The organism is Acinetobacter sp. A47, assembly GCF_000805455.1.
Taxonomy (GTDB): Bacteria; Pseudomonadota; Gammaproteobacteria; order Pseudomonadales; family Moraxellaceae; genus Acinetobacter.
In genome coordinates this window covers 186,637-199,268 of the sequence record NZ_JSUS01000064.1, presented here as the reverse complement: position 1 = coordinate 199,268, position 12,632 = coordinate 186,637, and the positions used below count along the sequence as shown (strand labels likewise).

General features: G+C 41.7%; 11 protein-coding genes. 4 read left to right on the top strand and 7 right to left on the bottom strand.

Going from position 1 to position 12,632, the window contains the following annotated elements; genetic code table 11:
* Window positions 1–157 precede the first annotated feature (157 nt).
* Window positions 158–418: a hypothetical protein gene (locus tag OC23_RS19075; RefSeq protein ID WP_152607837.1), complete on the top strand. Its 261-nt coding sequence runs from the start codon at window positions 158–160 to the stop codon at window positions 416–418.
* A 78-nt stretch (window positions 419–496) separates the two neighbouring features.
* On the opposite strand, the gene OC23_RS13100 is transcribed toward OC23_RS19075, so the two are convergent.
* Window positions 497–2,125, bottom strand: coding sequence for an inorganic phosphate transporter (locus OC23_RS13100; RefSeq protein ID WP_038345313.1), 1,629 nt, complete (start codon window positions 2,123–2,125; stop codon window positions 497–499).
* A gap of 437 nt (window positions 2,126–2,562) precedes the next feature.
* Between OC23_RS13100 and metH the strand changes: the two genes are divergently transcribed.
* Complete coding sequence (gene metH, locus OC23_RS13095) at window positions 2,563–6,249, top strand: methionine synthase (protein WP_038345312.1); 3,687 nt, start codon at window positions 2,563–2,565, stop codon at window positions 6,247–6,249.
* 57 nt (window positions 6,250–6,306) lie between these two features.
* On the opposite strand, the gene OC23_RS13090 is transcribed toward metH, so the two are convergent.
* From OC23_RS13090 to def, 4 genes are all read right to left on the bottom strand, one after another.
* Window positions 6,307–7,014 (bottom strand): retron Ec48 family effector membrane protein, encoded by a 708-nt coding sequence (locus OC23_RS13090; RefSeq protein ID WP_038345311.1) that lies wholly within the window; start codon window positions 7,012–7,014, stop codon window positions 6,307–6,309.
* A complete protein-coding gene (locus OC23_RS13085) occupies window positions 7,007–8,194 on the bottom strand; it encodes a reverse transcriptase family protein (protein WP_038345310.1) in 1,188 nt (395 codons plus the stop codon). The genes OC23_RS13090 and OC23_RS13085 overlap by 8 nt, the downstream gene beginning before the upstream one ends.
* Window positions 8,195–8,640: 446 nt before the next feature.
* A complete protein-coding gene (locus OC23_RS13080; RefSeq protein ID WP_038345309.1) occupies window positions 8,641–9,918 on the bottom strand; it encodes a glutaminase in 1,278 nt (425 codons plus the stop codon).
* Between the two features lie 136 nt (window positions 9,919–10,054).
* Entirely contained in the window at window positions 10,055–10,543 is a 489-nt protein-coding gene (gene def, locus OC23_RS13075) for a peptide deformylase (protein WP_038345308.1), read from the bottom strand.
* Between the two features lie 131 nt (window positions 10,544–10,674).
* On the opposite strand from def, the gene OC23_RS13070 reads away from it, so the two are divergent.
* Window positions 10,675–10,878, top strand: coding sequence for a hypothetical protein (locus OC23_RS13070; protein WP_038345307.1), 204 nt, complete (start codon window positions 10,675–10,677; stop codon window positions 10,876–10,878).
* A 45-nt stretch (window positions 10,879–10,923) separates the two neighbouring features.
* On the opposite strand, the gene OC23_RS13065 is transcribed toward OC23_RS13070, so the two are convergent.
* Together OC23_RS13065 and OC23_RS13060 are read right to left on the bottom strand one after the other, a co-directional pair.
* Window positions 10,924–11,415, bottom strand: coding sequence for a DUF2505 domain-containing protein (locus tag OC23_RS13065; protein WP_038345306.1), 492 nt, complete (start codon window positions 11,413–11,415; stop codon window positions 10,924–10,926).
* A 108-nt stretch (window positions 11,416–11,523) separates the two neighbouring features.
* Window positions 11,524–11,814: a hypothetical protein gene (locus OC23_RS13060; protein WP_038345305.1), complete on the bottom strand. Its 291-nt coding sequence runs from the start codon at window positions 11,812–11,814 to the stop codon at window positions 11,524–11,526.
* A 247-nt stretch (window positions 11,815–12,061) separates the two neighbouring features.
* Between OC23_RS13060 and OC23_RS13055 the strand changes: the two genes are divergently transcribed.
* Window positions 12,062–12,502 carry a universal stress protein gene (locus tag OC23_RS13055; RefSeq protein ID WP_038345304.1) on the top strand — a complete coding sequence of 147 codons (441 nt, stop codon included), beginning with the start codon at window positions 12,062–12,064 and terminating at the stop codon, window positions 12,500–12,502.
* The last annotated feature ends 130 nt before the right edge of the window (window positions 12,503–12,632 follow it).

The window sequence follows — 12,632 nt, the reverse complement described above, 5'->3', positions numbered from 1 at the left end:
CTTGAGTAAACTGAAAAAAGAGCTGTCTAGACAGCTCTTTTTTTATGCGCCTGACTTTAACAGCACCTAAAAGACTTTTGCCAGAAGTGGCCAACGATAATACAAACCCAATTAGAGTACCTGTGCATGCCCGGCACCCTCACATGATCTGGCATGAATGATCTATTCGGATCAACAGACCAATACTAAACATCTTCCTGACATCGTCCCTGTCTGGGAAATCAGGCCTTTATATGGATTAGGTAGCACAGCGCTCCATCATTTCTATCGTCTCTATGGCAATGTTTTTCATGGCACCCAGTTCCACTCTATAACCGCGCCTACGCCGGTTAAGACAAATCGTGCTACCTGGGGAGACTTGTTATGTTTAAACCACTCTGGAGGCGTTAAGGCTGCATCTGGTGAATGCCAGATGTAACATCAACAGTACCCATAAAAAAAGACCTTGCCGAAGCAAGGTCTTGAAATATTATGCTGATTTAATGAATCAGGATCATTAAACGAACTGTAAGAATAACCAGTACAAACCGCCAGACAATGCAATTGTTGCCGGTAAGGTGAACACCCATGCAGAAAGAATGGTTTTCACGGTATTAAAGTTTAAACCTGATTTATTGGCCACCATGGTACCTGCAACCGCACTGTTTAATACGTGTGTCGTTGATACCGGCATCCCCAGACCATCAGCCGCAGCAATGGTACTCATTGCAACCAGCTCGGCAGACATGCCCTGACCATAAGTCATATGGTTCTTACCGATACGCTCGCCTACAGTCACTACGATACGTTTCCAGCCCACCATCGTTCCCAGACCCAGTGCAAGAGCAACGGCAACCTTCACCCAGTTTGGAATGTACTGCAGGAAAGAATCCAGACTATTACGATACTCTTTTACCACTTTGGCCTGAGTTTCATCCATTGCCGGTAATGCTTCAGCCTTGTCCAGACGCTTGAATGTCGTGGTACTCAAATACATGTCATTACGGATTTCACTCACTGCCGCTTCCGGAATCGCTTTCAGATCACCATAGCCTGCAACACGTGTACCGATATGTGCAGTCATGCTTGCAAGTGCCGGCACGACTTCAGCAGTCTGTTCCTTGGTCTGGATGAATCGGGTCAGAACCTCACGTGCTTTTTCATCAGCCAGTTCATTCTGGTTCACATTTAAAACAGTGGCAGTTTGAGCTGAAAGCTGTTCAAAAGACTGTAAATGCTGTGCATCCAGATTTTTATTCAATGAATAAGCCAATGGAACCAGACCGATCAGGATCAGCATGATTAAACCCATGCCCTTTTGACCATCGTTTGAACCATGGGCAAAACTTACACCGGTACAGGTAAAAATCAGGATGGCACGGATCAGCGGTGGTGGTGGCTTATTGCCTTCTGGTGGCTGGAACAGCTCCATTTGACGTTTAAAGACTTTTTTCACCAGCAAGAACAGGATTGCAGCAAATGCAAAACCGATTAATGGAGAGAATAATAACGCCTTACCCACCTTGATCACCTGATCAATATCAATACCGCTACTGGTCGCACCTGCAGAGGCATTCAGGATATGGTTCATGATGCCCACGCCCAGAATCGAACCGATCAGGGTATGCGAACTTGAGGCCGGAATCCCCAGAAACCAGGTTCCTAAATTCCATAGGATTGCTGCGATCAACAAGGCGAACACCATCGCGAAGCCAGCACCACTGCCGACATTCATGATCATTTCTACTGGAAGTAATGCAATAATCCCGTATGCTACTGCGCCACTTGCCACCATCACGCCAAGGAAGTTACAAAAACCTGCCCACATGACAGCTGCCGGTGCAGGTAATGCATTGGTATAAATAACCGTCGCTACAGCATTTGCCGTATCGTGAAAACCGTTTACAAACTCGAAGCCTAAAGCGATGAAGAGTGCCGTCGATAAAAGAATAACTGAATATAGACTTAATGGCGGTACATGTGCCAGATCAGCACTTAACTGAAAACCGATATAAATCAGGGTTGCAACAATAATTGTCAAAAACACCGGCATAAAGAATTTCGGTGTTGGTACATGTACATTCGTCGATTTTGCCTGAGAATTGGCAAGCGGTGAATCCGAAACAGGAGGAAGATTAGAATTCATGTAGACGGTGAGAGGATAATAAAATCCTCTGTATTGTTTAATTAAATTATGACAATTATATGACAAAGGACTGTCACATAAAGCCAAAATTTCATGTTTTCACCTTGTTTTTTGCTGTTTTTGTACCTGAATTCTGCTCTCCAAATAAAAATAAACATTTAAAAACAACAAATTAAGCACACCCCCCAGCAAATTAAACTGTTTGTCTGATTTTGCAACAAATGCTACGAAATATGACATCTTTCTGTCATATTTCGAATAATTTTTCTTCTTTTAAGCATTATTCAGTTCGATTGTGACAGCTTCATGAAGCTTTTATGACATTTTTAAAATAAACCGGACAATCACCCTCACTGACTGCTGAAAATACGCGCTTTGGTCTCGCTTCTGTTACAATGCCCCTGCTTTTTATCTTTATCATCCACCGGGGTTTCTGAATGTCCACGCTTACCACCCTAAAATCACTTCTGGCCCAACGTATCCTGATTATTGATGGTGCAATGGGAACGATGATTCAACGCCATAAATTAGAAGAAGAAGATTATCGTGGTGAACGTTTTGCAGATTGGGCATCCGACCTCAAAGGGAATAATGATTTACTGGTTTTGACACAACCACAAATTATCCAGGGAATCCATGAAGCCTATCTGGATGCAGGCGCTGACATTATTGAAACCAACAGCTTTAACGGCACCCGTGTTTCCATGTCGGATTATCACATGGAAGATCTGGTTCCCGAGATCAACCGTGAAGCAGCGCGTCTGGCACGTGCGGCCTGTGACAAATATTCGACTCCGGATAAACCGCGTTTTGTTGCAGGTGTACTCGGCCCTACTTCACGAACCTGCTCGATTTCGCCTAATGTCAATGATCCGGCATTTCGTAACATTACCTTTGACGAACTCAAAGAAAACTATATTGAAGCTGCCCATGCGCTGATTGAAGGTGGTGCAGACATTCTGCTGATCGAAACGGTATTTGATACATTGAACTGTAAAGCTGCCATCTTTGCAGTGAAAGAAGTGTTCAAGCAAATTGGCCGCGAACTGCCATTGATGATTTCAGGTACCATTACCGATGCCTCAGGTCGTACCTTAACAGGCCAGACGGCTGAAGCATTCTGGAACTCGGTCCGTCATGGCGATTTGTTGTCGATCGGTTTTAACTGTGCGCTAGGTGCAGATGCCATGCGCCCACATATCAAGACTATTGCCGATGTGGCAGATACCTTTATTTCAGCCCATCCGAATGCCGGCTTGCCAAATGCTTTTGGTGAATATGATGAAACACCGGAACAAACCGCAGCCTTCATTAAAGAATTTGCTGAAAGCGGCTTGATCAATATTACCGGTGGTTGCTGTGGCACCACACCCGACCACATCCGTGCCATTTATCATGCCGTCAAAGACATTCAGCCACGTCAGGTGCCTGAAACCGTTCCTGCCTGCCGTTTAAGTGGATTAGAAGCATTTAACATCTATGATGATTCGCTGTTTGTTAACGTCGGTGAGCGTACCAACGTTACCGGTTCAAAAAAATTCCTGCGCCTGATTCGTGAAGAGAACTTTGCCGAGGCACTGGAAGTTGCACAGCAGCAGGTGGAAGCTGGCGCACAAATCATCGATATCAACATGGATGAAGGGATGCTGGATTCGCAAAATGCGATGGTGCATTTCCTTAATCTGGTTGCGTCTGAACCGGATATCTCTCGCGTACCGATCATGATTGACTCATCCAAGTGGGAAATCATTGAAGCGGGCTTGAAGTGTGTACAGGGTAAGGCGGTAGTTAACTCGATTTCCTTAAAAGAAGGTTATGACGAGTTTGTCGAAAAAGCGCGCCTGTGCCGTCAATATGGCGCTGCGGTTATTGTCATGGCCTTTGACGAGGCGGGACAGGCCGATACCGCCGAGCGTAAGCGTGAAATCTGTAAACGCTCTTATGATGTCTTGGTCAATGATGTTGGCTTCCCTGCCGAAGATATTATTTTTGACCCGAATATATTTGCCGTGGCAACCGGGATTGAAGAACATAACAACTATGGCGTCGATTTTATTGAAGCAACCGGCTGGATCAAGCAGAACCTGCCGCATGCCATGATTTCCGGTGGTGTCTCAAACGTTTCGTTCTCGTTCCGTGGCAACGAGCCTGTACGTGAAGCCATTCATTCGGTCTTCCTGTATCATGCCATCAAACAAGGTATGACCATGGGCATCGTCAATGCTGGCCAGATGGCAATCTATGATGATATTCCAGAAGAGCTGAAAGCGGCAGTTGAGGATGTAGTGCTGAACCGGAACCAGGGTGAAACTGGTCAGGCTGCAACTGAACGCCTGCTCGAAATTGCAGAAAAATATCGGGGTCAGGGCGGTGCAACCAAAGAGGCTGAAAATCTGGAATGGCGCAATGAATCCGTCGAGAAACGGCTGGAATATGCGCTCGTCAAGGGTATCACGACCTTTATTAATGAAGATACCGAAGAAGCCCGTCTAAAATCCAAACGTCCTCTTGATGTGATCGAAGGGCCATTGATGGATGGCATGAACGTGGTCGGCGACCTGTTTGGTTCAGGCAAAATGTTCCTGCCACAAGTGGTGAAATCTGCACGTGTGATGAAACAGGCTGTAGCATGGCTGAATCCGTACATCGAAGCTGAAAAATCAGAAGGCCAGTCCAAGGGTAAAGTGCTGATGGCAACGGTTAAAGGCGATGTACACGATATTGGTAAAAATATCGTGGGGGTAGTCTTGGGCTGTAACGGTTATGACATTGTTGACCTGGGCGTAATGGTGCCTGCAGAGAAAATCCTGCAAACCGCAATTGACGAAAAATGTGACATCATCGGCCTGTCTGGTCTGATCACCCCTTCTCTGGATGAAATGGTGTTTGTTGCCAAAGAAATGCAACGTAAAGGCTTTAACATTCCGTTATTGATTGGCGGAGCAACCACATCGAAGGCACATACCGCCGTCAAGATCGATCCGCAGTATCAAAATGATGCTGTCATCTATGTAGCCGATGCTTCACGTGCAGTGGGTGTTGCAACCACCCTGCTTTCACCTGAAATGCGTGGCAACTTTATTGCCGAACACCGTGCTGAATATGCCAAGATTCGTGAACGTCTAGCTAACAAGCAACCGAAAGCCGCCAAACTCAGCTATGCCGAATCGGTTGAAAATGGTTTTAAGGTAGCTGCCAATTATGTACCACCCAAACCAAACCTTTTAGGGACACAAGTCATTAAAAACTATCCGCTGGAATTACTGGTGGAATATTTTGACTGGACGCCGTTCTTTATCTCTTGGAGCTTGGCGGGTAAATTTCCGAAAATCCTGACCGATGAAGTGGTCGGTGAAGCAGCCACTGATTTGTATAATCAGGCACAAGCGATGTTGAAAGATATTATTGCAAATAATCGTTTCGATGCCCGAGCTGTATTTGGTTTATACCCTGCACAACGTACCGGTGCAGATACGGTGAGCGTGTTTGATGAAGCCGGTCAAAAGGTTACCCATACCTTTGAGCATATCCGTCAGCAATCTGACAAAGTGACAGGCAAACCAAACTTATCTTTGGCAGATTATATTCGTCCTGATCGTGAGCAGCAGGATTACTTGGGCGGATTCACCGTATCGATCTTTGGTGCCGAAGAACTGGCAAATGAATACAAAGCCAAAGGTGATGATTATTCAGCCATCTTGGTTCAGTCATTGGCCGATCGTTTTGCAGAAGCTTTTGCCGAGCATTTGCATGAGCGTATCCGCAAAGAGTTCTGGGGCTATAAAGCCGATGAGACTTTGAGCAATGAAGAATTGATCAAAGAGAAGTATGTCGGTATTCGTCCTGCACCAGGTTACCCTGCTTGCCCAGAGCATTCTGAAAAAGCGGTGTTATTTGACTGGTTAGGCTCGGAAGCGAAGATTGGTACCAAATTGACTGAACATTTTGCCATGATGCCACCTTCTTCGGTCAGTGGTTTCTATTATTCGCATCCTGAAAGTGAATACTTCAACGTAGGCAAGATTTCTCAAGATCAGCTTGAGGATTATGCCAAGCGTAAAGGCTGGACACTGGATGAAGCGAAGCGTTGGTTAGCGCCGAATTTGGATGATTCGATTGGCTAAAAATTATCTCTAATAAGTTAGATTAGACATTAAATTTTAATGTCTAATCTAATAAGACTAATATTCTGGTCTTGTTAGTTCATTTACAACTAAACTTTTATTTATGTTGTTAATAAATAAATAAAAATCATATTCCAATTTAATAAAATCTTTTCTATCACACTCTTGAATACTTATTCCCAAATTTTCAGCATGCGCAATTAATCTTTTAATATGCTCAGAATATCCTATTTTCCTAGGAAGATCTTCATTCAAAAATTTTATGTTACTATCGATCAAAAAAATAATTTCTTTATATTTTTCAGAAATATTTAAGTCGCCATCAAAAGAATTAGGGTATATTACCCGATAAAAGAACAAACGATCAATTGAGTTTGATTTCAAATAATTGCTATGTTCTATATATATATCAACTGTTTCAAGGAAATTTTTATAGTGCTGAAGATATGTAGAGTACTGATTAACCTTCTGTGTATTTAAATTATTAGTGTGAGTAGTCAAATAGGTTTCCAAATAAATCTGAACAGTTATCCAACCTAACAATGCTGTAGTAATTGCCGCAGCAAAGATAGGAATTTGAAAAATATATTTATTTAATTCAAAAAAAATCCCTAATCCATTACTTGATGGCTCGAATTGAAATCCCTCTCTTAAAATAAAGAAAAAATTACAACTAAAAAAATATAACGTAGAACAAGCTGCTAAAAACCAAACTATTTTGATAACTTTATTAATTAAAAAACTATTTCTTGCTAGCTTAACCATTAATTTGCTTCAACCTATATTTCTGTAATTCCGCATTCAAAGAGTTTGCCCTTTCAGTATATATTCCCTTAGGGTGAGACTTAAGAAAACCAATTCTATGCTGAATTTTAAAAAACTTCCTATTATAAATAAATGAACCACTTTCTTTTTGCGAGGAAAAGTATTTTCTTAATGATTCAATTGATGTTTCAATAAAAACTATATCCGATCGGTTGGGCAAAGGTTTAATTGTGTCAAGTTTACGCTGAAGCTTTTCTACTGAAGCATGATTAACACGAGATAATTTACTAACCAAGCCTTGGCATCTATTGAAATCAATTCTATAAAAATAATGTGTTCTATAATTTGGCTTCTTGACTAATTTTTCTAATCTATGAATTGCAGCTCGTATATTTTTAACTTCAGACTTATCGAATCTTGGTGTTTTTAAATCAACTCTTATATTATGAACTTTTAATGCTTTAGTAGAAAATCGTTCAATATTTATTTTTTCAATATTTAAGGGCAAATCTATACTATTTAATTGACCTTCTACAATTTTTATAATTGAGTCAAAATTATATTCAGAATTTTTACTTGAAATTGTAATATCATCCACATATCTAGTGTATGTTAATTTTTTATTTTTCAACCTAAAAAATAATCTTTCCTCTATAGAAAATAATGCTAAAGAAGCTAAATAGCTTGAAGTAATACCTCCTTGTGGAACTTTCCCATCTACACAACATAGCTGTGCTAAAATTCTAGGTAAATCATCTTGATCATACTTAAAAAAATCTTTAAATATTTTTTCAACTAATTCCTGAGTAATATTATCAAAAAAATCTTCTATATCTAGTTTAAGTATTGATCTAGCCCCACAGTGTTTTGCAGCACTAGCAACATAATCATTTGAAGATATTTCATCTGCTGGAATAGAGCCAAAAATATAATCTGGCCACTCAATTTGACAAAAAATTCTATTCTTTATTCTTCTTTGTATTTTTCTTAAGATAGTATTAGGGTTATAAATATTTCTTAATTTCCCATTACTTTTTTTTACAAAGCCAGCTTTATATTTAGCTTCATCCTCCAACAAAAGGGCATTCGTCAACTCATCAATATCTATATCTAAAACTTCAGATAATTTATCTAAACTATCAATTTTAGAGCCTTTAAAAATATATTTTGAATTTATCATGTGATATAGCGAGGGTACTCTAAATGCCAAATAGATTAAACTCTAAAAAACAATACATAGAGCCTGTAATCTCAATTTACTTCGTTACTCAGTAGCACTTAAATAAACACTAAGATTACTACCCTCGACTATCAGGATTATTTGGAACAAATGACGGAAACGACACCTCTCCCCACAAGCTATTTATTAAATAGCACTAGTTAAAACTAGCCAATAAGCACTGATTTTTTTGAGTAACATACGTAACCAAACGAAACGCTTGGGTTATACTATTTATAGCAGATTTCAATATTTAATAAAAGCCTTATCTATCGACTCTAGCTCTTAAAAGTAATTTAATATTAGTTTATATTTTTTAATAATTCTTTTTAAAATTACTATCAATTATTAGAATCTTCTTGTTTAATTAATACTCTTTAGAACCTACATCATTTCAATATAGGCTCTCACAGCTCCTTATGCTTCTCAATCAAATCCTCAAGATTCTGATAAACATGCAAGACCCGATCTTTATGCGTTCGTGCGTTATCCAGACGCTGCTCAGGATCAACCAAAAGCAAGCTATGACCATCATCAATCAAACGATCTATGCCTTCTAAAAACATCCGTTTTCCGACATCATGAATGAGAGAAATCTGGGATAAATCAATCACGATGCTACTGTTATCGACTGGCTCACATTGCAACGTTCGTAACAACATTTCCGCTTCAGTAAATTTCAAGACACCGCGCAGTACATAGACACTTAAAGACGCATCTTTTCCGGTGCGATAATGGCTCTGTACAATGGTTTGTGCGGAAGGTGTGCCTTCCATCAAATGCAGCCCCATATCACGAGAGAGTCTTTCCATGATATCAATGCCGCGTACACTATTGCCATGTTCATCGAGTCGAGGAGAAAAAGCCGCTATGCTGACCTGACCCGGCAACACCCCCAGGATTCCACCTGCAACACCACTTTTGGCAGGAATACCAACCGTCGTGAGCCAATCCCCCGCAGCATCGTACATCCCGCAGCTCATCATCACGCTCAGAACTTGACGTACCACAGCACGATTCAATAAACGCTTTCCAGTTTTAGGGTCAACTCCGCCATTAGCAAAAACACTACCCATGCGTACCAGATCTTTGACCGTCACCAAGATCGCGCATTGACGGATATAGCCATTCACAATATCAACAGGATCGGATTCCAAAATCCCCACGGTTCGCAACATATAACCAATAGAGAGATTGCGATAAGCGGTTTTTACTTCTGACTCATAAACAGCATCATCGAAGCGCAGTTCACGTCCTGCCAGCTCGCTCATAAACTGACGTAAAATTTCTGCGCCGGACAGATCGTCTTTGCCTGGAATCAAGGAATGTGTGGTGATAGCACCCGAGTTAATCATCGGGTTCTTGGGACGGCGATCTTTTCCCAATGAAATTTCATTAAAGGCTTCGCCTGATGGTTCGACCCCGACTTTTTCCAATACCGCATCAACGCCAAGCTGTTGCAGCACATAGGCATAGGTGAAAGGTTTGGACATCGACTGGATCGTAAACTCAACCTCATCGTCCCCAACAGAATAGATTTCACCATCAACGGTCGACAAGGCCAGCGCCAAGCGGTCTGGATTGGCGTTGGCCAGCTCAGGAATATAATCGGCCAGTTGTCCCCTGTTATCTGTATCGCAAGCCTCGATCACATGTGCCAAATAGTCAGGAAGAGGGGTTTTCATGGTCAGCCGCCTTGCAACAGTCAAATTTTAAAGGTGATTAAAATTTATAGTACAGGAGCCTGATAAGCTTGATTTTATCGCTTTTGTAATCATTGCAAGATCGTTGACGTCCGATCTGCCCGCAATCTGACACGGCTCAGGTTAGCGCCAGTCGCTCAACAAACAAGATCCCATCCAGATGATCGACTTCATGCTGAACAATACGCGCCGGAAAGCCATCAAAAACCGTTTCAATCACTTCGCCCTGCAAAGTGTAATAGCGTACTTTGATCGCCTGTGCCCGTTCCACCTGTCCCCGTTCATTCGGCACGCTTAGACAGCCTTCTTCACCGAAACAGGTCGCTCCGGAAAACTCTAGAATCTCGGGATTGACCATCACCACCGCATCCATTTCCGGTGCATCGGGATAACGTGGATTCGGTCGCGAAGCCACAATAATCAAGCGTTTTGAAATATAGACCTGCGGCGCGGCAATCCCGACACCATTACGTTCCAGCATGGTTGCATGCATGGCCGACGCCAGTTGCAATAACCATTCACTGTTAAACTCCCCGTCAGCAACCGTTGCCGCTTTAATTTTTAGAATCTCTTCACCACGTTGTGCTACAGGTAGAATTACACTCATCCCACGCCCTTATAATTGTTTTAACAAATTGTGGCTACCATATTATGGGATATTGAATAATGCTTCTATAATTTTCATTTAAGAATATTGTCATAATATATTTGCGAAAAAAATAACACGGGCAAATCCCAATGAATGCAACGCAACTGTTTTTAGGTGTGATCTTTAGCTCGATTGGCTTAGGCTATTTTTTGTATGGCAAAAAGCAGCACATGACTGTGCCGTTGGTCTGCGGTCTGGTTCTGATGTTCTTTACCTATTTTATGGACAGTACCGTGCTGATCAGCATGACAGGTATATTGTTTTCAATACTTCCCTATTTTCTGCGTTTCTAAAACAAAAAACTCCCCGATCGGAGAGTTTTCTGTTTATTGAATAAGTTAAAGATGTTTCTTTAATTCATCGGCAACGATCTCGATTTCAAGATTGCTGAATTTACGGATTTCACCCTCAGCATGCTTCTCTAACATGCCACCAATCAATGGCACTTTGACTTTAACCGTCCAGGTTAGAGAGATATTCACTTTTTCACTGTCGCCAGTCACGCTACGTTCGCCTTTGGCTTCCAAAGGCAGGTTTGCGCCCAGTTCAACCGTAGAGGTCAAGTTCTTTAAATGGGTAATATCGGCACGTTTTAAACGGAACGCATTTTTTAATAATTTTTTTGCCACATCCGGAATATTCACATCCAGATTATATTCACGGCGTAAGGTATAAATGTCACCATTTACCGCAGATTCAATAATTTCCAGATTTTCTCCGGGAATACGTTTACACACCGCTTCATGCAATGACGTATCTGCCACCAGCCTGGAAAAGTCCTCAATCGAAACACCATGAATTGTTTCATTCACTGTAAATTGATGCGCCATTTTTAAATGTCCATTTTGTTTTATTAGGATTTCATCATTGCGCAAAAGTATAGCATCCGGCCTGAGCTCTCCAAGGTGCAGTCATTGAAAAATAGATGACTGTTCGGATTAGTTATTTTTGTTGTAATGATGACGCCTGCCTAATTTAACTGTCACGCTGTGCAGACAGCTGATATAGAGATAATGATCTTTATATTCAATCATGGCATAAAACTGTTCAGCCCCGTCATCCAGACCAGTCGCAGACCAGGTTGTACCTTGTGGAAACTCATCTAGCCATGTCGCCTGATAAAAATCTGCAACCGAGTCAAAGTCCAGATAAGCTTCAGGATTGGCCATGATTCTGGCGGCCAGCTGGTCAAACTTTTGCTGTTTAAATGCCTCTAGACTCAGTAACACAGACCTTCCTTATGATGTGCAATGGTGCCTGAATGTTCCGGTATGCTCCCAACGGGACAGTGACTGGAATTACAAAAATACAGTGATTCTCCTACCGCTCTATTTTGCATGGAAATCTATTGTTTTTACAGATTATTTTCTATTTTATCCGAACCTGTGCAGCTACGCCGGTTTGCTCGCGTAGACTCAATATGTTATCAACATCTTATATCCGATCATTTTTATAACCATAAAGGAGTAATATAAGATGTCTTATCAAAATATATTGGTACCTGTTGACGATTCTCCGATTTCCTATGCTGCAGTTGAACATGCCTTGTCCTTGGCAAAATTATCAGGGGCTAAAGTGACCATTCTGAGTGTAGTGGTGGTTGACCCCTTTGTTGGTGTGGATTTTTATCAATTTGCTCCTGCGGTAACCGATTATTTTATGCAGGCTGAAGCGCATGCCAAAACCCAGTTACAGGATATTTCCCAGTCTTTTGTTCGTGATGGCATCGAAGTCAATACCAAGATTCATCATGGTTCAGCCAGTGAAGGCATTATTTTCGTTGCCGATGAAATTGGCGCTGATCTGATCGTCATGGGCTCGCATGGCCGTACCGGCGTCAAACGTTTATTGCTGGGAAGTGTGGCCCGTGCCGTGCTGACCGAATCGCATATTCCGGTACTCATCGTCAAACAATAACTGCTCAATTGTGCTAAAAAACCTTGTGCCCGCTCACAAGGTTTTTTCTGGTCTGAATAAGGCCTTTTTGACCGCTTAGCCCCCCATTCTGCATATTTGCAACCCTGTTCCATGCCCTGAAAAGATGCTT